Annotated in this window: 27 protein-coding genes; 14 read left to right on the top strand and 13 right to left on the bottom strand. The window is 44.7% G+C overall.

The features are described 5' to 3' along the window. Window positions 1–68: 68 nt before the first annotated feature. Together LDX50_RS08330 and LDX50_RS08325 are read right to left on the bottom strand one after the other, a co-directional pair. On the bottom strand, window positions 69–473 hold the full coding sequence (locus tag LDX50_RS08330; RefSeq protein ID WP_225697981.1) for a hypothetical protein: 405 nt from the start codon (window positions 471–473) through the stop codon (window positions 69–71). A 193-nt stretch (window positions 474–666) separates the two neighbouring features. Further along, a complete protein-coding gene (locus LDX50_RS08325; RefSeq protein WP_255647358.1) occupies window positions 667–1137 on the bottom strand; it encodes an RNA polymerase sigma factor in 471 nt (156 codons plus the stop codon). A gap of 131 nt (window positions 1138–1268) precedes the next feature. Between LDX50_RS08325 and LDX50_RS08320 the strand changes: the two genes are divergently transcribed. Continuing rightward, on the top strand, window positions 1269–1496 hold the full coding sequence (locus LDX50_RS08320; RefSeq protein ID WP_225697979.1) for a hypothetical protein: 228 nt from the start codon (window positions 1269–1271) through the stop codon (window positions 1494–1496). An 84-nt stretch (window positions 1497–1580) separates the two neighbouring features. Then, window positions 1581–2213 carry an SGNH/GDSL hydrolase family protein gene (locus LDX50_RS08315; RefSeq protein ID WP_225697978.1) on the top strand — a complete coding sequence of 211 codons (633 nt, stop codon included), beginning with the start codon at window positions 1581–1583 and terminating at the stop codon, window positions 2211–2213. On the opposite strand, the gene LDX50_RS08310 is transcribed toward LDX50_RS08315, so the two are convergent. Both LDX50_RS08310 and LDX50_RS08305 read right to left on the bottom strand, forming a co-directional pair. After that, window positions 2210–3421, bottom strand: coding sequence for an MFS transporter (locus LDX50_RS08310; RefSeq protein WP_225697977.1), 1212 nt, complete (start codon window positions 3419–3421; stop codon window positions 2210–2212). The two genes, LDX50_RS08315 and LDX50_RS08310, sit on opposite strands and share 4 nt — an antisense overlap. Window positions 3422–3442: 21 nt before the next feature. Next, window positions 3443–4027, bottom strand: coding sequence for a nitroreductase family protein (locus LDX50_RS08305; RefSeq protein WP_225697976.1), 585 nt, complete (start codon window positions 4025–4027; stop codon window positions 3443–3445). 289 nt (window positions 4028–4316) lie between these two features. Here LDX50_RS08305 and LDX50_RS08300 point away from each other — a divergent pair, with 289 nt between their 5' ends. The 5 genes from LDX50_RS08300 to LDX50_RS08280 all read left to right on the top strand — a co-directional run bounded on the left by LDX50_RS08300 (window position 4317) and on the right by LDX50_RS08280 (window position 9712). Further along, on the top strand, window positions 4317–4709 hold the full coding sequence (locus LDX50_RS08300; RefSeq protein ID WP_225697975.1) for a response regulator: 393 nt from the start codon (window positions 4317–4319) through the stop codon (window positions 4707–4709). A gap of 69 nt (window positions 4710–4778) precedes the next feature. Then, window positions 4779–5639, top strand: a complete 861-nt coding sequence (locus LDX50_RS08295; RefSeq protein WP_225697974.1) for a universal stress protein — start codon at window positions 4779–4781, stop codon at window positions 5637–5639. A gap of 67 nt (window positions 5640–5706) precedes the next feature. Beyond that, entirely contained in the window at window positions 5707–6879 is a 1173-nt protein-coding gene (locus LDX50_RS08290; RefSeq protein WP_225697973.1) for a metallophosphoesterase family protein, read from the top strand. 74 nt (window positions 6880–6953) lie between these two features. Beyond that, entirely contained in the window at window positions 6954–8339 is a 1386-nt protein-coding gene (locus LDX50_RS08285; RefSeq protein WP_225697972.1) for a hypothetical protein, read from the top strand. Window positions 8340–8350: 11 nt separating this feature from the next. Next, on the top strand, window positions 8351–9712 hold the full coding sequence (locus LDX50_RS08280; RefSeq protein WP_225697971.1) for an NAD-dependent succinate-semialdehyde dehydrogenase: 1362 nt from the start codon (window positions 8351–8353) through the stop codon (window positions 9710–9712). 41 nt (window positions 9713–9753) lie between these two features. Here LDX50_RS08280 and LDX50_RS08275 read toward each other — a convergent pair whose 3' ends face one another. The 4 genes from LDX50_RS08275 to apaG all read right to left on the bottom strand — a co-directional run bounded on the left by LDX50_RS08275 (window position 9754) and on the right by apaG (window position 13085). Continuing rightward, the gene (locus tag LDX50_RS08275; RefSeq protein ID WP_225697970.1) at window positions 9754–10545 is read right to left on the bottom strand and encodes an XRE family transcriptional regulator; all 792 of its coding nucleotides are present in this window, start codon (window positions 10543–10545) and stop codon (window positions 9754–9756) included. 119 nt (window positions 10546–10664) lie between these two features. After that, entirely contained in the window at window positions 10665–11882 is a 1218-nt protein-coding gene (locus LDX50_RS08270; RefSeq protein ID WP_225697969.1) for a hypothetical protein, read from the bottom strand. Between the two features lie 28 nt (window positions 11883–11910). After that, entirely contained in the window at window positions 11911–12672 is a 762-nt protein-coding gene (locus tag LDX50_RS08265; protein ID WP_225697968.1) for an O-methyltransferase, read from the bottom strand. A 26-nt stretch (window positions 12673–12698) separates the two neighbouring features. Beyond that, on the bottom strand, window positions 12699–13085 hold the full coding sequence (gene apaG, locus LDX50_RS08260; protein ID WP_225697967.1) for a Co2+/Mg2+ efflux protein ApaG: 387 nt from the start codon (window positions 13083–13085) through the stop codon (window positions 12699–12701). A gap of 89 nt (window positions 13086–13174) precedes the next feature. Between apaG and ung the strand changes: the two genes are divergently transcribed. The 5 genes from ung to arsC all read left to right on the top strand — a co-directional run bounded on the left by ung (window position 13175) and on the right by arsC (window position 19567). After that, window positions 13175–13837, top strand: coding sequence for a uracil-DNA glycosylase (gene ung / locus LDX50_RS08255; RefSeq protein WP_225697966.1), 663 nt, complete (start codon window positions 13175–13177; stop codon window positions 13835–13837). 49 nt (window positions 13838–13886) lie between these two features. Next, the gene (locus LDX50_RS08250; RefSeq protein ID WP_225697965.1) at window positions 13887–16880 is read left to right on the top strand and encodes a TolB-like translocation protein; all 2994 of its coding nucleotides are present in this window, start codon (window positions 13887–13889) and stop codon (window positions 16878–16880) included. A gap of 85 nt (window positions 16881–16965) precedes the next feature. Continuing rightward, window positions 16966–18624, top strand: a complete 1659-nt coding sequence (locus LDX50_RS08245; RefSeq protein ID WP_225697964.1) for a pyruvate dehydrogenase complex dihydrolipoamide acetyltransferase — start codon at window positions 16966–16968, stop codon at window positions 18622–18624. Window positions 18625–18686: 62 nt separating this feature from the next. Beyond that, a complete protein-coding gene (hslV, locus tag LDX50_RS08240) occupies window positions 18687–19226 on the top strand; it encodes an ATP-dependent protease subunit HslV (RefSeq protein WP_225697963.1) in 540 nt (179 codons plus the stop codon). Then, the gene (gene arsC / locus LDX50_RS08235) at window positions 19226–19567 is read left to right on the top strand and encodes an arsenate reductase (glutaredoxin) (protein WP_225697962.1); all 342 of its coding nucleotides are present in this window, start codon (window positions 19226–19228) and stop codon (window positions 19565–19567) included. The genes hslV and arsC overlap by 1 nt, the downstream gene beginning before the upstream one ends. Here arsC and LDX50_RS08230 read toward each other — a convergent pair. The 5 genes from LDX50_RS08230 to lgt all read right to left on the bottom strand — a co-directional run bounded on the left by LDX50_RS08230 (window position 19559) and on the right by lgt (window position 24298). Further along, window positions 19559–20740 (bottom strand): aspartate aminotransferase family protein, encoded by a 1182-nt coding sequence (locus LDX50_RS08230; RefSeq protein ID WP_225697961.1) that lies wholly within the window; start codon window positions 20738–20740, stop codon window positions 19559–19561. The two genes, arsC and LDX50_RS08230, sit on opposite strands and share 9 nt — an antisense overlap. Window positions 20741–20784: 44 nt before the next feature. Next, window positions 20785–21261: a hypothetical protein gene (locus tag LDX50_RS08225; RefSeq protein WP_225697960.1), complete on the bottom strand. Its 477-nt coding sequence runs from the start codon at window positions 21259–21261 to the stop codon at window positions 20785–20787. A 533-nt stretch (window positions 21262–21794) separates the two neighbouring features. Continuing rightward, window positions 21795–22223, bottom strand: a complete 429-nt coding sequence (locus LDX50_RS08220; protein WP_225697959.1) for a hypothetical protein — start codon at window positions 22221–22223, stop codon at window positions 21795–21797. A gap of 50 nt (window positions 22224–22273) precedes the next feature. Next, entirely contained in the window at window positions 22274–23494 is a 1221-nt protein-coding gene (locus LDX50_RS30925) for a DnaJ domain-containing protein (RefSeq protein ID WP_275951756.1), read from the bottom strand. A 9-nt stretch (window positions 23495–23503) separates the two neighbouring features. Then, on the bottom strand, window positions 23504–24298 hold the full coding sequence (gene lgt / locus LDX50_RS08210; RefSeq protein WP_225697958.1) for a prolipoprotein diacylglyceryl transferase: 795 nt from the start codon (window positions 24296–24298) through the stop codon (window positions 23504–23506). 80 nt (window positions 24299–24378) lie between these two features. Between lgt and LDX50_RS08205 the strand changes: the two genes are divergently transcribed. Both LDX50_RS08205 and LDX50_RS08200 read left to right on the top strand, forming a co-directional pair. Further along, entirely contained in the window at window positions 24379–25230 is an 852-nt protein-coding gene (locus tag LDX50_RS08205) for a DMT family transporter (protein ID WP_225697957.1), read from the top strand. Window positions 25231–25260: 30 nt separating this feature from the next. Beyond that, on the top strand, window positions 25261–26004 hold the full coding sequence (locus LDX50_RS08200; RefSeq protein WP_225697956.1) for a YebC/PmpR family DNA-binding transcriptional regulator: 744 nt from the start codon (window positions 25261–25263) through the stop codon (window positions 26002–26004). The last annotated feature ends 119 nt before the right edge of the window (window positions 26005–26123 follow it).

Raw genomic sequence — 26123 nt, 5'->3', positions numbered from 1 at the left:
CTTATAAAATCATTCCGACCGGAATTACGGATTGCCTTGTCAGTTATGCTTTGAAACTAACCTGATTATCACACTGTCGCGTGCGGATCGCTCAGTCGTTCGCAAATTCCTTTTAGTGACTTTATTTTGCGTACGTGCTCATGGTAGATCAGTTTCCATAAAGCTTCTACAATCAGAGATGAAAATAGCACCACCCCGGCAATGGCAGAAATTTCAATGAAACCCACAGGGGGCATATAAAGTACAGCGTACAGTAACATTAAAAAGCCTGCAAATAAAGGTATGCCATATCTGTAGACATTGCGATAGAGGAGGAGGATGTCCAGATTATTCTTAAGAAGCTGCAGTAACCCTCCGGCTTCGGTGTGTTTCCTGGTGATCAGGGCCAATTTCAGTTGGAAATGAACCCAGAGTAAAATATTGAATCCGATCATCGATGCCAGTATGATCCACTTATATTTAAAAGCAAACATGAAGGATATGCCAATGATTAAAATACTTATAGCGACTGATATGAAGTAATCATATATCAATTTTTTATGTAGGTGAGCAATGGATTTCCTGAGAGAATTGCCCATGAAGGATTCCATTTGGCTAAAGTTATAATGAGTACTGTCCTCAGCCGATTTTTTCCATATTTCCGTGTATTGAATCTCGTCCATGTCCCTAGATCTTTTCAATGATTTCCTTTAGCTTTTTTCGTATTCTGGTGAGTCTTGCTCCTACATTGGAAACGGAAATTCCAACAATCTCAGCGATTTCGTCATAGCTGTAATCCTCCATCTGCAGAATGAGCAATGCCCGTTCTTCCGGCCTGAGCATCTGAATGGCTATTTGAACCAACTCAGCTTCGTCTGAAGATGTCTTATCCATTACAACGGTTTCCGGCAGAGGATCGTAAGACCTCAATTTTTCTTTGCGCTGGTAATTCAAGGCTGTAAACAATGCCACTTTATACATCCAGGTGCTCAGTTTTGATTTATTCTGGAAGCTGTCGATGCTTTGCCAGAGGGTTGTGAGAATCTCCTGAAACAGATCATCCCGTTCAGAAGGGGATGTGTACGCATTACAGATCTTATGGAGAATCCCCTGATTCTCGGTGATCATTTTAATAAATGCATGTTCCTTTGTGTTCAACCTGAATTATTAGTAACCCGACATTAAAAATCCTTACAATAGTTGACGAAAAATGTTTTTTGAAAAAAAAATCTTGAGCTAGTGTAACAAAAAGGCAGCAAAATCAGTCTAATACATAAACAACCAAGGTCATGCTATCTCTTACAAGAAAAATCCGTAATATCTTCGTCGCATTATTCCTGTGTGCCTGGTGTATAAGTGCGGTGCATCTTGGCAAACAGCATCTGAAAGCTTCCAAGGCCAGTAAGACGGAAATAGAAAGTGTAATTCCTTCCTCCACAACAGCCAAATCACTGGAAAATACATCGTTGTTGGTGACAACTTTTGTAGGCGTAATCCATTACTTTTATCAAAAGTAGAGGTTGCCTGTGCGCGTAATCATCCTTCTTTTTTGCATCTTGTGTTTTCATTGCGGAAGTGATTCTGCCTCTGAAATGATTTCTATGAATAATCAAAGTGAGCAAAAAGAAATGCGGCAGTTCCTTGCATTGGGCGATTCTTATACGATTGGTGAATCCGTGGGGGAGGATGACCGCTGGCCTGTTCAACTTGCAGAGGAGATTAATAGTTTAGCTGACTCAGCATTTGCAGCTCCGGTAATCATCGCCAGAACCGGATGGCGAACGGATGAGCTGATCTCTGCAATTGGTGACAGGAAACCTACAGACGATTTTGACCTGGTTAGTCTTCTGATCGGGGTGAATAATCAATATCAGCAGCGTCCGGTTGAGGATTATCGAAAGGAATTCCGTGACCTGGTCGAAATAGCGATTCAAAAAGCCCGGGGTAATCCCGATAGAGTGTTGGTTGTGTCGATCCCTGACTATGGCTATACACCGTTTGGTGCCGCCAACAAGGAGAAGATTTCTGCCGAACTGGATAACTATAACGAGATAAACAGATCCATCGCCCAAGAATATGATGTGATTTATGTTTCCATTACCGATATTTCCCGGAGTACCGATGCGTCACTCGTGGCAGATGATAATCTGCACCCATCGGCAAGGCAATATGAGTTATGGGTGGAGCGGATTCTGGCCAGCGAACGATTTGCCGCAGAATTTCTGAATGATTAAGCGCCTTTGGCTACCCGCAAGGTTCTTGCAAGTAAAAGGGCCAGCAGACTAAAAACGACGGCGATCCATCCTACATTTTCATAACCTACCAGTGCCTTGGCGCCTTCAGTAACTTCCGATGGTCGTTCTGTGATCATCGTACCCGCTATCAGTGTTGCCAATCCGCTACTCATTTGCTGAATGGATGACCGTGCGCTCATGAAGCTTCCGCGGTTCTCAGGCCTTATCACAGAGGTAACCATGGTGGTCGACGGGACCATTCGTCCATTCGCCAGCACAAAAAATAATCCACTCACAACCAACGCCTCCCACAATGGGATTGGCGGCATATGTGTTATAATGATGATTGGTATGAGCACGAGAAATCCGAATATCGTGAATACTTTCAGTCTGCCATTCTTGTCTGCCATTCTGCCTACCCAGGGCGATGAAAATATGGTAAGAGCACCGCCAACCAGGTAGATATAGGTAAGCTCCTGTTCGGTAAAACCTACATTTCCCACCATGTAAGGTGCAATGAACGGGATGATCGTGAAGTGACCAAACATAAGAACTGAAGTGAATAAGAGTCCAAGAAGCGGATTCTTTCGCCCAAAGACATTTTTTATAACTTCCTTAATACCAGCAGGTTTTTGCCCTTCAGCTAAATGAGATTTGAAAGCAGGCACCAGGAACCTGATCATAAAAAGGATGGCCAGGGAAATTCCTGCCAGGAAGAAGAAGGGTGCCTGCCAGCTAAAGAGGCTGGCCAGATACAATCCGAACGGAACACCAAAAACTGAAGCAGCCGAGAACGATGCCATCACAATCCCAATACCTGCTGCCCTGCGTTCAAGCGGAATGGCATCGCTGACAATTGAGAGGATTAGCGCTCCTAAAACACCGCCAAAAGCACCTGCAAGGCAGCGGGACAACAGGAGGATTTGATAATTTGGCGCCAGAGCGCAAGCGATCGTACCGAGTAAAAAGCCGGTATAAATGAAAACGAGACTGCTTTTACGATCGAATCGGTCAATCAGAAATGCAGCAAGGAAACCACTTGCACCCGCTGTGAATGAATAGGAAGATACCAGGAAGCTAAATTGCTGCGGGGTAATATCGAAAAGGCGCATTAGTTGCGGACCTAGCGGCATCATGATCATGAAATCCATAATATGGGTGAACATGGCACTTGCCAGGATCAGCAGGAATAATCGCTCTTTGTTCATTCGGATGTCATCAAATATCGTTTATTGTTCAATCCACTTGCCTTCACATGCCAGCGTGTTTAGCGGCAGCCTTTTGCGGGGTGCGCGTTCGCTTTCTTCCAAATCCTCAGGCAGGACCGATGGATCTCCCCCGTAATAGCCCACTGCTACAGCCGTGGTAATGTGAAAGCCTTCCTGAACATTAAATATTTCCTGGAGTTTCTTCCAGTCCAACCCTGCCATGTGATGTACAGCCAGTCCCATGCTTTGGGCCTGTAAACTCAGATTACCCATGGCTAGTCCGAGGTCGTGCAACGCGTGAAAATTTTCTTTACCCGAGTTAAACTTTTCTTTATATGCGGTCAGAATGATTACAGGGGCATTTTTTACCCACTGTTGATTAAATTCCGCCAGGTGTTTCAGTATTATTTTATAGGCATCTGATTCTCGTTTTGCATAGATGAATCGCCATGGCTGTTCGTTCATTGAGCTGGCAGCCCACCTTGCTGCTTCAAAAAGTGTATAGATGGCCTCGTCGCTTACGGGAGTATCTGCAAAAACGCGTGGACTCCACCGGGATTTAATTAAAGGGTGAATAGGAAAGGTTGTATTTGCTTCTTTTATCATAAGATGGAAAGTTAAATAAACTAACGGAAAACTAACGGAGAAGTCCTGAACGTTGTTCATTAAAATACAGTCATTAATTCGTGGTGAAAGAGGCAACATAATAACGCACGTAAGTAATGGTTGGGAATTCAAATGTTTAGCTAGCAATAAATTGCAATCTTCGAGATACAGAAAATTTCTACCGTTTACCGAAAATTTCTGTTCATTGGTCTTGAAGTTTATGTCAAAATTCAAAATGAACGTACCTTCAATGATTGAATGAGGGGTTTAAATAGTGATTCATAATTGTATGATTAAGAGGGATTTGATATTATTGGTTGAGGATGATGATACGGATGCGTTCATCGCACGTACATTATTGTTGCGGCAGGAGCCCGGGTTAAAGATTGAGAGACTCAACCATGGACTTGAAGCGCAAAAATATCTGGACGAGTTCGATGAGATGCCGTCGCTGATTATTCTTGATCTGAACATGCCTTTCCTGAATGGGCGTGATTTTTTAAAGGAACTCAGAAGTTATCCCGAAGGCAGAGAATGTGAAGTGGTTGTGCTGAGCAGTTCTGAAAATAAAGAGGACCTTCGTCAGTGTAAAGAACTGGGTGTCACCAATTATTTCATTAAGCCTCTTACACTTGATATGGCCAATAAGATTATTTCTCTTTCACGGTCTACTGCAGGTTGATAAACTTTTATCTTTGACGGCCGTCGATATTTACTTATTTTTCTAAAATATTAATCAACCCTTTCACACATGAAAAGATTACTGGTACCCACTGATTTTTCGCCAGCATCCGAAGATGCATTGAAACTTGCTTCCAGCATCGCAGATAAATCAGGCGCAGAAATATATCTGGTCAATTTTACCGAACACCCCTTTGATGAATCCTTTACTACAACAGGGGACATGCGAGCTAAATTTGATGATGAGGAAACACTCTTTACAGTCCAGTTGATACGCAGGAATAATGAGCGTCTTCAGGCACTGGCTACTAAATATACTGAAGGCCGCGTAATCAATATCCAGGTTTACGGACAGGACCTGGTAGACGGAGTTGAAGAATATGTGCATGATAAAAACATTGATCTGATCGTGATGGGAACAACCGGTGAGGAAACTGCACGAGAATTCTTCACAGGAAATCATACCGAGCAAATCATTGAAAAAGCCACCGTTCCCGTGCTTTCGCTTAGAAGCGGACAGGAAAACGTAAACTTTGAAAACGTGGTAGTGGGTATTGAACTGGATTCAGATTCCAAGGATAATTTCCGTGCGGCCACTCAACATCTGAATGCCTTCGCAGCCGCGATGAGCTCCAAACTACATCTGGTCCATATCAGTAAACCTGGTGATAAGAACAGGGATGAGGTAGAAGCCCAGATTCATTCTTTTGCAAAAAAATTCAACATTGAAAATTACACATCCAATCTTCATTATTCCGATGATATTGAAGATGGACTAACACGATTTGCGCGATTGAATGAAGCAGGCATAATCGCTGTTCTGTCACATGCGGAAGGAGGTTTTTTCAGGATATTTTCGTCCAGCGTGTCCGAAGAACTCAGTAAAGAATCTGAAGTGCCTGTCTTAAGCATTAATCTGCACAATGTATAAGGCAGATTAGCCTCAAAAAACATTTTAAAGCCAGTGGAATCACTGGCTTTTTTGTTTCTTTGATGTAATGTTTAACCGGAGTTTATTATTATCAGGGATCATTCTGAGCCTGTTTAGCCTGCTAAGCCTCAGCGCATGCAATACGGTCAAGCCTTATTATGCCAAACAGGAGAAGGAATGGCAGACGCGTCCACTGCCCGAATCTGAGCCCGACCACGTGGTTTATCTTATCGGTGATGCCGGTGATCTTCAGGCAGAAGATCCCATAGGAACAATCCTGACCACACAGCTCGCAACCCATCCTGATGGGGCAAGTTCATTAATATTTTTGGGGGATAATATATATCACTACGGTCTTCCGCTGCCAGACGCGCCCGATAGAAAGGAAAAGGAAGAGATCATCGAAAACCAAATGAAACTGGCTGATGGTTATTCCGGAAACACCTTTTTTATTCCGGGAAATCATGACTGGAATAAGTCAAAGGAGGGAGGTCTCAGTGCGATTCGCAGGGAGGAGAATTATGTAGAAGCCCATTTTGGCGGTCAGAATGTTTTTCGCCCTGACAACGGATGCCCCGGCCCGGTAGAATTGCAATTAACCGATTCCCTGGTTTTAGTTATAATAGATTCAGAATGGTGGCTTCATAAATATGAGACAGGGCTTGGCATTAAGGATGGCTGTTCGGTAGATTCCCGGGAACAGTTTGTTGAGCAGCTTTATGCGGCACTGGAATCTAATTCGGAACGGGAAGTACTCCTGGTTGCACATCATCCGGTAGTTACAAACGGTGTTCACGGAGGTCATTTCGGGTTTTTGGATCACCTTTTTCCTTTGCGTAATGTTCGGAATTACCTGTATGTCCCGCTTCCTGTAATTGGTTCGATTTATCCGGTTGCCCGAATGAGTGGCGTTTCCAGGCAGGATACACCCAATAAGGTTTTTAAATCTTATAAAGCTATCATCGATACAGCTTTCACTAAACATCCCAGGCTGATTTACGCTTCAGGTCACGAGCATAATCTGCAAATGATTGAAAAGGACAACATACGGCAGATCATAAGTGGAGCTGGTTCAAAACTCAATTATGCTGCAAGTGGTCATAAAGCAAACTTTGTGCATCAGAACAGGGGATACAGCCGAATGTTATACTATGCTTCCAGCGAAATTTGGGTAGAATTCGTAGCTGTTGATCCGGAGAATGGAGAAGGAAGGGTGGTGTATCGCAAACAAATTTTTTAGTCTTTTTTCATTGAAAATAAATTCGCTTTTACCGCAAATTCATTTTTTTAATATTTAATGCGGAGATTCGCATTATGAGCAAAATCGTGATTTCATTCCTGATCGCCGCTTTATTATTGATAGCGTTTTTCACGTATCAGGCGTATACTTCTTCAACACAATCCCTGAAGATCCGGTATAATGTGCAAACTACACTCGCTGCGTATGACGATATTACACTTCAGATAAAGGATGCGTATGAGCAGGTATTGATTTTTAATCTTTCTGGCGACCGGAGCCATATCGACCGGTACCTTGGCTCTGAAGAAAATATTTATCGAAAACTCTCGGAAATTGAAGGGATGGTTTCTGAATTGGGACGAAGCGACTTGCCCTCAGATAGCCTTCGAACCCTGATATCGCGCCAGTTTCTGCGGATGGAGAAATTCCGGCTGCGAAACGACGCATCACTTGTTAACGATACGCTTTCATTAAAGCTGCTGAATGAATCCCTGGAAGATCAAAACCGTATTCAGGAAACGATAGATCATGATAAAGACAGTATCGCGGGATTATCGGAAAACCTTGGACAATCAGGGGTTCTAACTCCGGCATTCATCGCATTTCTTGCGCTTTTGGGAATCGGAAGTGTGGTTTATATTAGCCGGCAGGTAGTGAAAATGGAAGGGGAGGTCGCTGGAATCGAGGAAAAATTGCGTAAAAATCAACAGATTCTGAGTGAGGAGATTGAAGATCGGGAGAGGCTTGAATCTTCCAGGAATCTGATCCTGAATATTTCAGATGAGTTTTGGGTGGAAGTTCGTCCGGTTCGTGACCTTGATGAAACTGTTGATTTCCACGTGAACATGATGAATTCGAAGGCTGATGCGATCCTCCGTCCGGATGGGGAAACATCTCTTCAACGGATTCTTTCAAAGACGCTGACTGAGGACACCCGGGACCAGTTTCTGGATGAATTGATTGAAGCTTCAGAATCAGGGGATTTAAGGACAACCCAATTCAGACTCGAGCATGAGAATGTGGCAGGTGAGTACGGTGTGCTGATTCAGCCTCATAAGGATATTCTGTTACTGAAGGGATTATACAAAGGATATGTCTCTGAACTCGAAATGAGAATATCAGAATTAGAGCAGGAAAACAGTTATTGGTTCAATGAGTCCGGAAATTATCTGGCGGTTTTAAATTCCCAGGGAAAAGTTATCCGAATGAATCAGGCCTTCTCTGAATTTGCGGGAGCTGCAGAGTCCGGTCGTGACTACCTCTGGGATATTCCGGTATTTGAGAAATCCGAATCTGACAAGCATGAACTTCGGCAGGCCATCCGTGAATTGTCGGAATCAAACATTATCGTAACCATTAGTAAGATTGTTTCCGGCGGGAAATTGCATGGAATTCTGGATAAAAGGAACCAGATCAATTCAATTTTGGTAATCATACCAGAAACCACTGAAAAAGATTAAATTTTCTCTGAATGAAATCTATCAATCCATATAATCTGAGTGTCATCCGTGAGTATGAACCCATGTCCTGGGCACAGGTGGATGATCTTTTGCATAAAGGTGCCAATGCCTGGGAAACATGGAAGTTCAGCAGTTGGACATTGCGTTCCCATCACATGAAAAAAGCCGCAGCCATTTTACGCGAAAGGAAACATGCCCTGGCAGATTTGATGATGGAGGAGATGGGCAAACGCAGAAAGGACGGTATTGGCGAGATTGAGAAATGTGCCTGGGTTTGTGACTATTATGCTGAGAATGCCGAAAGTTTTCTCAGAAAGGAAGAAATAGAAAGTGATGCATCACAAAGCTTTGTCGCTTTCAGGCCACTTGGGGTCGTGCTGGCAGTTATGCCCTGGAATTTTCCGTTTTGGCAGGTTTTCAGGTTCCTGGCACCAGCCTTAATGGCTGGTAATGCCGCAGTATTGAAACATGCTTCAAATGTTACCGGATGTGCACTGGCCATTCAGGATATTATTTCCAGTGCAGGATTCCCCAGGAACCTGTTCAGCACACTTATCGTTCCTTCCTCGGATGTGGCTGATATTATTGAGCACCCGGTTATCAAGGCGGTGACCCTCACGGGAAGCACGCCAGCAGGGAGGTCCGTAGCAGAATCTGCAGGAAGGGCCATTAAAAAGTCGGTTCTTGAACTTGGAGGGAGTGATCCTTATGTAATCTTGAAAGATGCGCCCCTCGAGGAAACAGTAGAGTCATGTGTTACCAGCCGACTGATTAATGCGGGACAAAGCTGTATTGCAGCGAAACGATTTATTGTTCATGCCGACATATATGATGAGTTTTTGGATCGCATGAAATCTAAGATGTCTGAGGTTTCCATGGGTGACCCTGCCGATGATCATACAGGCATCGGGCCTATGGCGCGTATCGATCTGCGCGATGAGCTGCATAAACAGGTCAAAGATAGTATCAAGGCAGGTGCGGTGTGTATACAGGGAGGAGATATTCCGGATTTGCCTGGAGCCTTTTACCCGCCTACCATTCTTGCTGATGTTATTCCCGGAATGCCGGCATTCGATGAAGAGCTATTCGGACCGGTTGCGGCTGTAATAAGAGCTGAAAGCGAAGAGGAGGCTTTTGATCTTGCCAATCAAACAATATTTGGACTGGGAGCGGCTGTATTTACATCCGATATAAATCATGGTCGTGAAATCGCTGAAAAATACCTGGATGCAGGCTGTTGCTTTGTAAATGATTTTGTGAAATCAGATCCGCGGTTGCCCTTTGGCGGGATAAAGACCTCGGGCTACGGACGGGAATTATCCTCGTTTGGAATTCGCGAATTTGTTAATATCAAGACGGTCTACGTAAAATAAAAAAGGCCCTCCGGGTATTCAGGAAGGCCTTTTTCTCCAAGCTAGGATCTGATTAATTTCTTCACTTCCTTTCGAAGATTATCCAAACTGGATTCCAGTCTTTCAATCCGTTTCGAATCGATTAATCCGGCAGAGGTAAAAGCGGTTGTCACTTTTCCCTTTATGACCCAGATTTCATCGATCTTGTCGTGATGTAAATTAAGATTCTTTACTTTTCGGTTGTCACTTTTCAGAATAAGAACGTGTTTTTCATTGGCATAGAAATGTACCCGCCGGATGATAACCCCGTCTTTATTCACGATTACCGCCAATGTGCCGTTTTCAATGGTTGTATGATCTGAAACAGGTGTACCGATCACATATTCCTTTGGTGATAATGATGGAGCCATAGCATCGTCTGCGACCTCAAACATGCGATAATTACCATCTTCAAAGCCTGGGATCAGAAACATGTCCAGTCCCTTTATAAAATCACCCTGATTGAACTTTTTGGCATATTGTTTTTGCTGACTGGCTTTCACCAGTGGAAGCCCCGGCTTCTTCACCCCGGTCGCTTTTACTACGACTTGTTTTACTTCTTTTTGTTTAGGGTGTTCACTTTCACCATTCATGAAAATGTTTCCCTGCCCGTTTACTACCCAATTGCAGTTTACATTCAGCTCATGGCTGATGTTTCGTAATGTCTCGAGCGAAATTTGCGATTTTCCATTTTCGATTTGCGATAAGGCGCCCTGCGAAATGTGGATTTTCTTTGCAAAATTCACCTGCGACAATTGCAGCATGTTGCGAAGCATAATGATTCGCTCTGGTTTGAATTCGTTGTCAATGTTCATGAAAATAAGGTTACTTTAGTTGAGTTGAATTTTTATATTACTTCATATAGGTTGGTTTTTATTGAGTTAGCAATATACCATTAATTAATAAGTTAAACCAGTTACAAGGTCCAGCAAAGCTACAATTCACTGCCATGATCTGGACTGCTGGTATAGACTTCCGAAACTTGATCAGCGACCCTGTTTAACTGTCCTATACGCTGCTTTAAAATTTCAGCATGCTGCGGTCCAATACGGTTGTAAATTGGTTCCGGGTAGGCCCTGAAAGCGTCTTCAATTACCGATTCAGATAAATTGGTTTGCAGTGAATCAGCGATTCTTATCCATTCTTTTGATGAAATCGATGGCAGTAACACCGAATCTAATTCCTTTCCATTGATCAAATAGCCGGAAATATCATCTATGTCAGCCACAAATGACTGGAATTTAGGGTTTACGCGAATCGCTAATGCATTGATCAGCCCGTCGTGAAACTTGTAAAATGCCATATCCCTGTCCATGGGAAGTGGATGTGCGGTAAATGTCGAATCGACTGACCATTTCCACTGCTTTCCGTGCCGGTCCCAGTCGCCTATTGCAATATCAAATAACCTGCAATAGGCATATTCAGAGACATTAACTTTGATCTTACCTGCTGATAAAAGTTCAAGCATACTGGTGGAAGAGATCACCGTCTGAGGACGACCGGTTAGATCATGGCCTTGCCAGGTTTGATCAGGCTCTATCTCCAGAAGCATTATTCTGTTGGCGAGCAACTTTTTGTATTCTTCCGGAACCATATGGCTGTCTTTGATGAAATACAATTTCGGTTGTGTGGAAAAAATTCCCGCGGATCGTGCCAGCCGATCGACAACAGTGGCAGCAAATGGGTCCAACGCTGAGGCCTGATCCCTGAATAGCGTGCGAATTCCTGTTTTTTGCAACCAAAATGGTAAAGCGTTGGCCTGATCTTTATTTACCGAACGTAACGTATATGATAATCCATTTTCATCTTCCAGAGCAAAACTCGTTGTCTGCTGCCCGCCGCCGAGTTCAGTAATTAACAAACGCGATGAATCATTCATCCATTGAAATACAGGTAGTGTCACCGGGACAGACCAAAGTTCACGATGATGCGTTCCCAGTAACCACGTAATCACTGTTCCACGGTCATAGAAATCAGAAATGCCAGCGGTAGTGTATGTATCGGAGTCCCTTATGATATACCTGCCGGATAAACGGTCGGAACCATCAAAAGCCGCTGTTTCACGGGCGTTGAAAATATTTGGCAAAAGCAGCAGGAATACCCCTGATACAAGTATCATGATGGTTTGAACGCGAATAATACGATGCATCATGCCGAATTCGATTCAATATTACAATCAACTATTTCCAGCTCCCCGGCAGTTCCAGACGATAATGATACACATTCCGGAAAGGACGAAAGAAAACCCATCCCATGCGGTAAAAATCAATAGTCATGGTTACTGAATCATGCTGCCGGATTTCATTCCATGCAGCAGACATTTCAACAGACCAATGAATATCATCCAGTATCACAATGCTTTCCTCATTCACATAATGCAGAATTTTGTTGAAGTAATCAATGGTTGGGGAGAAGCGGTGATTGGCATCGATGTAGGCAAGATCTACATGTCCCATTGTTTTTAGCGCCTGATCAAGCGTGTCATCTATATTTCCACGGATTAGCGAAATATTCTCCCGATTTATTTTTTTAAAATTTTCAAGAGCCAGCCTGATCAGATCAGGATTTGCTTCCATCGTGGTCACCTGTACGTCAGGATTATCAGAAAGATAAAGTGTGGTAAGTCCGAGAGAAGTACCAAGTTCAAGCACATTCCTATATTTTCTTTCTGAAATAAGTCGGTTGATCACACATGCGATCTGTGGTGTTGTACTTCCATCACGGGCAATTTGACGAAGAGACCTGTCGCTCTGATGAGATATAGCACCAAAAGTTGGTAATTTGATATGTTGTTCTGAAGTATAGCCCTGACGAATTTCTTCGATCAGTGGAAAAGATGCAGGACGCTCTTTTCCGCAAATGACACGATCATATAGATCATATATGAATGGTTCATGCAATGAATGACGCCCGGTTGAAAGCAACCAATGGCGCAGAAACATCGTTGCCTGATGGGTGAATGACAATACTAGTTGAGCTTGAAGGGAACAATAAGGCTGAATTCCGGAATCTTCACCTCAAACTGCTTACCGTCAACAATGCGTTCCATAAGGTAAGTACCTGTCATTTTCCCTAAACCTGATTTCAAATTACATCCCGAAACATATTCATGCTTCTGACCGGGTTCGAGCACAGGTTGTTGCCCGACAACACCTTCGCCTTCCACTTCCCGGGTTCGGGCACCGGCATCATAAATGTGCCAATGGCGTCGCAACAGCTGAATTGTGTTTTCACTTTGGTTCTCAATATGTACGCGATAGGTGAAAACAAAATGATACTGACTAGGGCTGGAGTACACTGGTTGATACTCCGTGACCACGCTTACTTTGATCCCCTGTGTGATTTCAGTCACCATATTCAATAATACGATTATTTATAGTATTAACGTCGTTAAAAGATAAGAAGTTATAACTTTAAAAGAGTATTTTTTCTATTGCAAAACATATGGATGTACGAATTGAACCTTCCTGGAAGGAGAAGTTAAATGGGGAGTTTGAGAAACCTTATTTTCTTGATCTGGTGAAATTTGTAAAGGAGGAATACCAGCAATTCACGATTTATCCCCCCGGGCCGAAAATCTTTAACGCTTTTGCACAATGCCCTTATGATCAGGTTCGAATCGTCATACTGGGTCAGGATCCCTATCACGGTGCCGGGCAGGCACACGGCCTCTGTTTTTCGGTTCCTGACGGTATTGCTAAACCACCATCACTTCAGAATATTTTTAAGGAGATTTCGAATGATATAGGAATTCCGGTCTCGGAAAGCGGAAACCTTGAACGTTGGGCGGATCAGGGCGTGTTACTGCTGAATGCGACGCTTACAGTGCGCGCATCCTCGCCGGGCTCCCATCAGAACAAGGGCTGGGAGATTTTCACCGATGCGGTGGTCAGAAAGTTGTCGGAAGATAAGAATGGCCTCGTGTTTCTGTTATGGGGTGCTTATGCACAGCGTAAAGGAGAAATAATCGATACTAACCGACACCTTGTACTCAAAGCCGCTCACCCTTCACCCTTTGCAGCACACAAAGGCTTCTTCGGTTGTCGCCATTTCAGTAAATCAAATGAATTTCTGACCAAAAATGGTCGTAGTCCCGTCTTATGGTAATTTAGTTGAAATGAGGCAGGTAAATTTTATTACATTAGGGGTCTTTATTATGAGAAAGGGTGCCATACTTTTTTTTATGCTGTTCCTGTTCAGCGGATCCTTTGCCCAGGCGCCGGTTCTGAACAGTAATCCCGGATCTGTCCGCTGGGACCAGGTGGTTACACCTTCCTTTCAGGTTATCTTCCCGTCGGGTTACGATCAACAGGCGCTGCGAATTGCTAATACACTCGAACATCTGAAGGGGCAGGAGGCAAAGACCATGTCTGTTACGCCTGTACCCAGAATTCCAATCGTTCTTAATCAGTTTCAATCAATCAGCAATGCATTTGTTACCATGGGCCCATGGCGTTCTGAGTTCAATCTGATGCCATCTCCGCGGCCAGAACTGTTAGGTACCAATACGTGGGACGATCTGATTTCGGCCCACGAATATCGCCACGTTGTTCAGTTTCATCATAGCCGCAGAGGTATAAACAAGATCCTGTATTACATATTCGGACAGCAAACACAGGCTGGAATGGCCTTTGCCGCGGTGCCCCGATGGTTTTGGGAAGGGGATGCCACACTCATTGAAACCCTTTATTCAGGAAGCGGGAGGGGACGCATTCCCGCCTTTGGCCGGGTGTTCCGGGCCAATTTACTTGAAGAAAAAAGATATAATTACAACAAACAGCACCTTCGGAGTTATAAGGATTTTGTGCCGGATCATTACAAGCTTGGTTACTACTTTGTTGCTCATATACGGCGCAGGACAGGAGATCCGCAAATTTGGGAAAAGATTACGGGTGATGCCTTCAGTAAGTCCCTGGTTCCATTTACGTTTTCAAATTCCATGAAGAAGTACACCGGTACTCACCTGGTTCCGAATTATGAAATGATGATGGATGAGTTGTCTGAAATATGGCAGGCAGAAGAGGCGGAAGTCATTTTCGATAACCCCGGTGACGTGAACCGCAGGAAGGAAACAACGTTTACCGACTATTTATATCCCCAGCAGTTGGAGGACGGCCGAATTGTAGCCCTCATGAGCGGCCTGGGTGATTTTTCGCAGTTTGTTACGTTCAATAGTCAGGGGTTCCCTGAAAAGCTCTTTATCCCGGGAGTGATCAACGATGCCGGAATGCTGTCAGCGCGGGGAAGTAAAATTGTATACAATGAATTCCAATTCGATCCGAGGTGGCGAAACCGTACACACAGCGTGTTGAAAATGTATGATATTTCCACGGGACGAATTAAAACTCTTTCAAAAGGCACGAGGTACATAGGTGCAGATCTCGCTCCTGATGAACGGAAGGTGGTGACCTCAGAATCAACCACAGATCAGACGGGCAGGCTGGTTGTCCTTGATGCGCTCACTGGAACCCGGCTGAATACAACATCTAATGCGGCTGGCTCCGTGTATCTCATGCCACGATGGAACGGGGATGAGGTTATCGCGGTCAGGCTGGACGACCAGGGAAAAAAACTCATTGCATATGATTATCTGCGTAATACAGAACAGGTTCTCTGGGATGCAGGGGATGAAAACATCGCCCACCCTGTACCGTATGATTCTGTAATATTTTACAATACACCTCGTACGGGCATCGACAACATTTTTGCATTCGACCGGTCGGCAGGTATCCACTACCAGGTGACCAACAGTCGATATGGCGCCTATAATCCGGAGGTAAGTGAAGATGGTCAGTGGATCATCTACAACGAACATCGTCTCAATGGCATGGATGTGGTGCGCAAAAGGATCCAGCGTGATCTCTGGCAGCAGGTTCCGGATTCTGTGCCGCAACCGGAAATGTATTTCGAACCTTTGCTGGCGCAGGAAGGAGGGGATATACTCGATTCGATTCCGCAGCAGGATTTTGTGGTACAAAAGTACAGCAAGGCGGCCCATATGTTTAATATCCATAGTTGGGGACCGTTGGCTTCCACCGATCTCAATTCCATTGAAGTGGGTGTAGCGAGCAAGGATGTCCTGAGCACCACACAGCTACGAGCCGGTTATATATATGATCTTAGTGAAGAAACTGGTGATATTTACGCAGAAATCAGCTATCAGGGGCTATATCCGATCCTTGATTTTGGTGTGGAACTGGGCAACCGCCGATCCAACCGGGGAGGATTTGACGACGGTCGGGAAGTGGTGTTTGACTGGAAGGAAACCACTATTTATGGTGGAGTTCGATTGCCATTCCTGCTGACCAGATCCAAAATGCTCAGTGAGTTTACAATTTCGGAGAGGGTGGAGTATACGCGCGTTTCTCAATTCACAAATCCAACAGCTCCGCCAAGGGTGGATGATTCGGTGTTTGTGCAGCGACTGGTTCCACTCTTAAGGAGTCCGCGTGACAGCCTTGCATTGTTTTTTGAAGATGAGCTGGCTGATGGGAACCTCATTTCGAACAACCTGTCTGTTACCTATTATGCGCTGTTGAAGCGCAGTGAGCGCGATATCAACAGTCGGTATGGCATTATTTTGAATGGCCGCTGGCTTTCCACGCCATTCGGAGGGGACTTTAGCGCGCATACATATGCGGCAAGGGCAACGGTTTATCTGCCGTCGCCATTGCAGCTGACCGGAATGCCTGCCTTTAAGCATCATTCGCTTTTTTTTACTGGTGCCTGGCAGTCTTCAGACATGGAGTTGACCAAAGATCTGTATGTCTTCAGGAATCAAATACCGCGACCACGGGGATATTCATATCCCTTGTATCCTGAATTCCAATATGCCGGAGTAAATTATACGCTGCCACTATGGTATCCTGATATTTCACTGGGGCCGGTCCTTTTCATCAAACGGTTGAGAGCCAATCTTTTCTATGATTATGGTAAAGGGACAACAAAATTCTTTTTCTATGATTACAAGAATAATGTCGGTTTGGAAACACCGGAGCAGACAGATATTTTCAGGTCTGCAGGCATAGAAGCCTCCCTTGATTTGCATGTGATGCGCTTCCCGCAGGAGTTTGGTGTGGGGGTACGATATTCAAGACTTTTAACAACTGGAGAAAACACTGTTAATATTCTTCTGAATATTGATTTCTGAAACTGACTAAATTAGAAATCATTTATTTTGTCAAAAGTAGATATAACCGCTATTTTTGACGTTCATTTACGTAAAGACAAAAATAATGGCTGAAGTAATTCGAATGCCCAAAATGAGCGACACCATGGAGGAAGGTGTGATTTCCTCCTGGCTGGTAAAGGAAGGCGATAAAGTAAAATCAGGCGATATTCTCGCCGAGGTTGAGACTGATAAGGCCACCATGGAACTCGAGTCATATGAAGACGGGGTATTGTTACATATTGGTGTAAAGGAAAAGGATAGTGTTCCGGTTGATGGCGTGATTGCGATCATCGGTGAAAAGGGTGAAGACATATCAGGTCTTCTGAAAGAAATGAATTCCGAAGGAGGCGAAGCTAAAAGCGATTCTTCTGCACCGAAGGAAGAAAAGAAAGAGGAGGCTCCTGCTGCAGCAGAGATTGATACATCGTCAATCAATGCATCGGTCATCACAATGCCGAAAATGAGTGATACGATGACGGAGGGAACGATTGCTTCCTGGCTGAAGAAGAAGGGTGATGAAGTGAAGTCCGGAGACATACTGGCAGAAGTGGAAACCGACAAAGCGACCATGGAGCTTGAAGCGTATGAAGACGGAACGCTTCTCTACGTTGGGGTTGAAGAAGGGAATGCGGTGCCGGTAGATGATGTAATCGCCATTATCGGGGAAAAAGGGGCCGACTACGAAACACTGCTGAAAGCCCATAAACAAAAGTCAGCCTCCGAAGAAAAAACAGAAAAGGAACCTGCTAAAGAAGAAGCGGTGAGCACTCCTGCAGCCAGCAATGGTGCAGCGAAAGCAACACCCGTTCAGCAACCTGCGGTAGCGCAGTCCGGTGGTGCCAGTAATGGCCGTGTGAAAGCTTCTCCACTGGCTAAAAAGATGGCCGAGGATCTTGGATATAGGCTCGACGAGATTCCTGGCAGCGGGGATAACGGCCGAATTGTGAAGCGTGATGTTGAACAGTTCACACCTGCCCAGGCTCAGCCAGCCGCAACCACGTCCGGCGCTGCAGAAATGGCTATTCCTGCCGTAGTAGGTGAGGAACGGTTTACTGAGGAAGCAGTCTCCCAAATGCGTAAGACAATTGCGAAGAGACTTTCAGAAAGCAAATTTACCGCACCGCATTTCTATCTGACCATGGAGATCAATATGGATAAGGCCGTTGAGGCCCGTAAATCCATGAATGAATATGCTCCGGTGAAGATTAGTTTTAACGACATGGTGATCAAGGCGGTTGCGGCAGCGCTTCGCCAGCATCCGGATGTGAATTCTTCCTGGCTGGGTGATAAAATCAGGTACAACCAGCATATTCATATCGGAGTGGCAGTCGCGGTTGATGAGGGACTCCTGGTTCCGGTGATCCGCTTTGCTGATAATAAATCATTGTCCCATATTTCCGCTGAAGTAAAGCAACTTGCTGAGAAAGCACATAGCAAAAAGCTTCAGCCGAGTGACTGGGAAGGAAATACATTCACCATTTCGAATCTGGGAATGTTTGGCATTGAGGAATTTACGGCCATCATTAATCCGCCTGACGCCTGTATTCTGGCCGTCGGAGGTATCAAGCAAACTGCCGTAGTGAAAGACGGGGCACTCGTACCGGGCAACGTGATGAAGGTGACCCTGTCTTGCGATCACCGCGTGGTGGATGGCGCAAAAGGTGCTGCATTCCTCAAAACCCTGAAGGGTCTGCTTGAAGATCCGGTCAGGATACTGATTTAAGACAATTTTAAATTCGAACCCTGACCGTTACCGGATCAGGGTTTTTTTTACCATAGGAAATAATGACGAGAGTAAGATCAACAACAGTACTGGCGATAGTCCATAACGGTGAGGTGGCGATAGGCGCTGATGGTCAGGCGACCATGGGAAATTATGTGGCCAAGAGCAATGTGCGTAAAATCCGTAAGCTTCAGGAAGGAAAGATTGTTACCGGTTTTGCCGGTTCGACGGCCGATGCCTTTACACTGCTGGAGCGGTTTGACGAAAAGCTCAACAGCTACGGCGGAAATATGAAAAGGGCCGCCATTGAATTGGCAAAGGACTGGAGAACAGATCGTTATCTTCGAAAACTGGAAGCGATGCTTATAACGGCCGACAAGGACGAACTGCTGGTGGTTTCGGGTACAGGTGATGTACTGGAGCCGGATCACCAGATTGCTGCGATCGGGTCGGGTGCGATGTATGCACAGGCAGCCGCACTGGCACTGAAAAAACATGCATCTGGATTAACCGCGGAAGAAATCGTTAAGGAAAGTCTTCATATCGCTGCAGATATCTGTATTTACACGAATCATAATCTGATTATAGAAACGATCAAGTGATGCTTACCATTTACCATAACCCACGATGCCGGAAAAGCCGGGAAACGCTAAAAATTATTGAAGATGCCGGCCAGATGGTGCAGGTGGTTGACTATTTGAAGATGCCTCCATCCAGAGGTGAACTTGAGCATATTGTTGAGAAGCTGGGAATTAAGCCCGCTGAACTGATCCGTAAGGGGGAAGCCATATACAAGGAAAAATACAAAAACCAGTCACTCACCGATGCGGAGTGGCTGGATGTTCTGGCTGAAAACCCCATATTAATGGAGCGTCCTGTAGTAGTTGCCGGAAATAAGGCGGTTATCGGCAGGCCGCCTGAAAATGTAAAGGAGTTATTTTAGGGAATCAAAGCATTCCTGTATTCTTCTGCATGCTTCCCTGATCTCACTGTCGGTAATTGTTAGCGGGGGCGCAATCCTGAAGCTATTGGGGTTGGAAAGAAACCAAAAGCATATAATGCCTTTTTCAATGCCAAGTCTGACGATCTGATATACCTCATCAGGCGTGTTGAATTCAATGGCGAACATAAGTCCCTTTCTTCGTATTTCCTTTACCCGCGGATGTTGTAAAAGCGACTCGAAGAGTTTGCCTTTTTCTTCTGCTTGCGGTAAAACCTGATCCACCACATTGAGAGTTGCTAATGAGGCAGCACAAGAAACGGGATTTCCTCCGAAAGTTGTAATGTGTCCCAGCATGGGGTCGTGCGTCAGCGTTTGCATCATGTCATAGGATGCAATGAATGCGCCCAGTGGGAGTCCGCCACCCAATGCCTTGGCAGTGGTAAGGATGTCTGGAATAATGCCATAATGTTCGAACGCGAATAATTTTCCGGTACGTCCGATGCCTGTCTGAATTTCATCGAATATCAGGATTGCCCCGGTTTCATCACAGCGCTGCCGCAGAGCCTGTAGAAATGTTAAATCTGGAATCCGGACCCCCGCATCACCCTGGATCGTCTCAATGATCACAGCAGCCGTTTTGCGCGTTATTTTATCCAGGTCCTCCACCTTGTTGAAAGTCAAGAACCGGACATCAGGCAGGAGGGGGCGGAAAGCGAATTTCTTGTATTCATTACCGGAAACACTTAGTGACCCATGTGTACTTCCGTGATAGGATCCTCTGAACGCAATTAATTCGGTTCTTCCGGTCACACGCTTTGCCAGTTTGAGGGCCCCTTCATTGGCTTCGGTACCGCTATTTGTAAAATAACAGCAATTCAGGTTTTGGGGAAGGAATGAAATGAGGCGATGAGCGAGCAGGTTGGAGGAAGACTGTACAAATTCACCATAAACCATCACATGAAAGTGTCGGTCAACCTGGTCTTTCACAGCCTTGACAACATCGGGATGACGGTGGCCGATATTGCTTACGGCAATTCCTGAAATCAGATCCATGTATTTCTTCCCGGACGGACTGTACAAATACAACCCTTCTGCTTTTTCAATGTCCAGCAGGAAAGGTGATCCGGTTGTCTGGGCAATATTTTTCAGAAAGACATCGTGACTGAATTCCATGCCTCAAAAGTACAAAGGAAATTGAGACCTGAGGAATACCGATGTTAAAATACTGTGAAATCGATACGAGGTGCCGACGTGTTGCTCGCGAGGGGCTGGTTTCCTGTAATGGATAGCAATGTCTCATCTACACCCATGTTCACCATCAGGCTTTTTACACGTTCCATACGTTCGGCTGAGGCCTCTGCCGAGCCTAAATGTCCGTCGATAATAATGATCCTGCCCTGTCTGCCAAATTCAACAGCCATGAGGAAAGGTCGCATGTTTGTTATTTCAAGCTGACCATTATTGTCTTTAAACAACAGTGGGTCAAGTTTGAGCGGTGCGCCGTCCTTCTTATTAGCAATCATTTCAGTTACCTCACTACGGATGTCTTCCATTTCATCATCAGAAGGCATTTGCATGCTGTTGAAAATGATAACATTGGTTCCGGCAAGACCTGCCTCGGTAGTTGTTGACTTCTGCTGTTTCACCTTCTTTTTAGTAGGTGCAGACACAACGGACGATTCGGTTTCAGCCATTCTAAACGGCTTGGGATCTTTGGATTTCTTAACGCGTGGTCGGCGGGACACAGATCTGTGATATTTTCCCTGACGCTTTTTAATAAGGACTTTACACTGCTTCCCGGGACTTATGTTTTGTGCAGACACAAAAGATCCGGAAACAGAGAAAATCAAACATAATATCGTAAATAACGCTACTCTCATCACTTTCCCTTCCGCCGTATAACGACAGATTCTTACCTTTCATACCCCCTGACAGGGTACAGTAACCTCTTTCTTCGACGACGAACGGCTGGAAACGATGAACGTACAGCCTTTGCCGTTAAAATACAGTGATGTGTAAAGGAGAATTGTCGAAAAGTGCCTGAATCATCGTTTTTAGGCCGTTTTGACGGTTTTTAGATAGATTGAAGGAGAAATAAAGAGGTGAGATTCGGATCATTTAAACGGCTGTAGAGGGAGTTTTTGCCGGTAAATATCTGGGGGTTAGTGCTTTGAGGCAATTGGTCATTGCCGAATTTTGCTGATCAAACATTTTATATCGGATCCAGCTAATCAATCATGCCATACAATTTCAGGTAATCATGAATTTCGTTGCGTACGTCACGTGCATTTCTTCCGTCAAAAGGGGCTGTGGCAATGGCCTTAAAGAAGTCCCCAACCAGCGATGTGTCGATTCCAAGTTCCCGGGCATACAATATTGCAATTTCCAGTTCGATATCTTCCACAACGTCATCCAGATAGATCATATACACGAGATTGTAAAGAGATCTTGCCTTATCTGCGGTATCGGTAAACTCTTTTCTAAGCGCAATACTTTCGTATGCCTTGATATCCTGAACATTCACATTCAGGTGAACACCCCATTTGAGAAGACACGTAATATATTTGGTTTCAACGACTTCCTTGCTCAGGAATAATTTGAGAATTTGTATGTAACTGTCTTTAACTGAACTGATTTCTTCGGGAGTAAGCTGCATGATTCAGAGTTTATGGATGCATGATAGATTGATTTTCCATTTCTTCAAAGTTAAAAACCACAATTTGAACGCCGGAGTGCTTCAGCCTCTTCATTTCCTAATTCAGTGGCTTTCGTCCAATCTGCACAAGCTTTACGAACGTCTTGCTGCCGTAAATGCATTCGGGCACGAAGCATGTAGGGCGCAACCAGGGTTGGCCGAAGAAAGACAGCCCAGTTACAGTCGGTAATGGCTTCTTCAATATTGTTCAGGCGCGAATTCAGATCAGCCCGTTTCATAAAAAGTTCGAAGTAGATATCAGGTGTTTGGTCGACAGGCATGACGAGCTCGAATGCCTCCCCGTAACTGGTTGCCTGGAATTTCTTAAACAGTGCCTTGGCATCGTTGTAATATGCCAGAGCTTCGGTGGGTTCATTGAGGTTATGATCGTATATGCCCGCAATTTCGAGCAACAAGGAGAGGTTATTCCTGTCACGTATAAGAATATAATCAAGGGCATGGACCGCTTTCCGGTATTCACCCATCTTATATTCACACATGGCAATCTGGTACCAGGTATTCAGGTTGAGGGGTTCCTCGAAATCCTTGACAATTACATACGTTTCCACCGACTTGTCATAACTTCCCTCGTTGAAATGATCTGCTGCCTTGCTGCGAAGGAAATTTAGCATTTGGTCCCTGGCCTCGCTGTATCTTTCTTCATTGGGTATACGTACGGCGAGTGTTGAGACCTCCTGAAGAGCTGTTCGGTAATCCCCCCGGGAGAATATTTCCTGTGCTTCATTTAACCTTGAGATGCTTTCTTCACGAATCCTAAGCATTTCGCGATGCGATATATAATCGTTGAGCCAGTAAAAGCCAAGGAAGAAGCCGCTTAGAATGACGAATAAACCCAGTGAAAGAAAGAGGTCCCGGAAATACTTCCTGTCAACCTGATATTCCTTATGCCTGCCGAAATCGGTGCCTCCGTAATCCTTAAACCGTGCATAGCGCGGATAGATCGGTGGTCTTTTACGAACAGGCTCCTGTGCTTTTTCGAACGCGGAATAGGCGATATGGCCGTACTCCAGGATAAAATCATATCGGGAACGTTTCTCAGGGTTCGACAGAACCTGATAGGCTTCATTGATCTGTTTGAATTTTTCCTCTGCGGCAGAATTTCCGTCATTTTTATCGGGATGATGCCGTATTGCAAGCTTTTTATATGCTTTCTTTATTTCATCGTCCGATGCAGTGGAAGAAATCCCAAGCAATTCATAATAATTCTGCATGCATTCCTTTTATGAAGTCTTTGAAGTTTTCCTGACATTAATGTAGTTACGCCGATAAAAGTAAACGGCTGCCGCAATTACAAGCAAAGAAATAAATTGGGAATGTGATAAAATTCCTTCAATCACATAACCGCGGCTTTCATCGCCACGGAATATTTCAACGACCGACCGGCCAATTCCGTATAGGATAAGGTACAATAAAAACACCTGACCCGGAAACATCTTACGCCGTTTTACCATCACCAATGTCAGGCCTATTGCTGCGATCATGAAGGCTGAATAGAGCTGAGTAGGGTGAAGGGGTGTATCCAGGGGACGGGCAAAACAAGCCGGATCGGAAAAAATGACCCCCAGCCATCCATGGGTTTCTTTTCCGTAGCAACATCCCGCCATGAAACAGCCAATACGTCCGAATCCATGCACAATTACAGTTACGATTGCCATGATATCAAGCATAGGTAGTACGGGTAATTTATTTTTACGGAAATACCACAGCATGACAGGAATACAGAAAAGCAGCGAACCATAAAACACAAATCCGCGTCCTGAGAAAAGATCTGCCGGGTTTTCCCTGTAATACGGAGGGTTCTCAAAAAACAGGAATACCTTTCCGCCAATGAAGGCGCTGGCCAGCAAAAGAAGGAAAAGGTTATTAATGGTATCGAAGGGTACGTTAAATTCCTTCCTTGCCTGACGCGCCAGGTAAATAACGGCGAGAATGGCGCCAAGAACAATGAAGAAACCATAGCTGTAAACCGTGAATTCCTTACCGAATACTTCAAAACTAAACAGTATGGGATGCATAGTGTGGCATTTTCCCTGAAGATAGGAAATTTAGCCAAGTTCGGTTGGGGCAAGTCATTTCAAATCGTGTTATTTAGGGCATGATCTCAAGAGGAGTAGGCTTCATGCTGCTGGCGACATTTGTTTTTGCCTTAATGAACGTATTCGTCAAACTATTGCCAGCGATTCCTGCTGTTGAGATAGTGTTTTTTCGCTCACTGATCTCGCTGGTGATCAGTGTGGTTATTCTGCGTTCGCAGGGTGTATCCATTTGGGGTAAAAGCAGGGGTTGGCTTCTCCTGAGGGGAACTGCCGGAGCAATCGCGCTTGTCCTTTATTTTATTACCATACAGCTCATTCCTCTTGCCACTGCAGTTACAATTCAGTTCATCACCCCGATCTTCACCACTATAATTGGCATTTTTATTAACCGTGAACGGGTCGCACCTGTGCAATGGATATTTTTTCTTATTGCCTTTTCAGGGGTGCTGCTGGTACAGGGATTTGATCCGCGCATTACCCCGCAGTTATTACTGATTGGTGTTGTTGCTGCATTTTTTAGCGGATTGGCCTATAATTTTATCCGGAAATTGAAGACTTCCGAACACCCGCTGGTGATTATATTTTATTTTCCCCTGGTCACCATGCCACTTACAGGTGCTTACAGTGCCTTTAAGTGGGTTCAGCCTTCAGGTTGGGAATGGGTTTTCCTGCTTATGGTGGGTGTTCTTACACAAATTGCACAGTATTATATGACCCGTGCCTACCAGGAAGAGGAATTAAATAAGGTGGCAAGCGTGAGCTATATCGGGATATTCTATGCCCTGATTTTCGGGTGGGTGATTTTTGGTGAAAACTTCAATCTTCAAACTTACCTGGGTATGGCCGTTGTTTTACTCGGAGTTGTTCTTAATCTGTGGTACAAGCAATATCGGATGCCAAAAATTAATTAATTTTACAACTGGATCATTTTTATTCAATTTATGGCAGGACATAGTAAATGGGCGAATATAAAACATCGCAAGGGTGCCCAGGATGCGAAAAGAGGTAAAATTTTTACGAAACTGATCAAGGAAATTACCGTTGCTGCAAGGGAAGGTGGCGGGGACCCCGATATGAATCCGCGCCTGCGGCTGGCGATTCAGAATGCCAAGGGGCAAAACATGCCTAAGGATAATATTGACCGGGCGGTCAATAAAGGGTCAGGAAAGGATGCAGTCGACTACCAGGAACTTACCTACGAAGGCTACGGTCCTAATGGCGTCGCAGTATTCGTGGAATGTGCCACCGACAATATAAACCGGACTGTTTCCAATGTGCGTAGTTTGTTCTCGAAATATGGTGGAAGTCTTGGGGTAAATGGATCTGTGGAATATTTGTTTGAGCGTAAGGGCAGTTTTCTCATCAAGGAAAAAGACGGAATGGATCATGATGACATGACCCTGGAACTCATTGATGGCGGTGCCGAAGAAGTGGAATTTGACGAAGGATACATCAGTGTGACCAGCGCGATGGAAGATTTTGGGAGTATGCAGACAAAGCTGGATGAACTTGGGCTTGAAGTTGAGGAGGCGGGTCTTGTGAGGATTCCTACTACCAATGTAAGTCTGGATAATGATGGGTTTGAAAAAGTGATGAAACTGATTGAGGCGTTGGAGGACGATGATGATGTGCAGAAGGTTTATCATAACCTTGATGCCACCGAAGAGCAGCTTGAATCTTTGTAACTGATTTTGAAAAGTTAGAAGGCATGTCCGGGACATGCTTTTTTTATACCTAAAAATGAGTATTTCCCTTCTCAATTGACTGTAGATCATTGATTATCAGCTGAAAAAGTTGTAAATAA

Source organism: Fulvivirga sedimenti, assembly GCF_020328055.1.
Note: the sequence above shows the minus strand (reverse complement) of the source record. Positions and strands in the feature narration are given on the sequence as shown.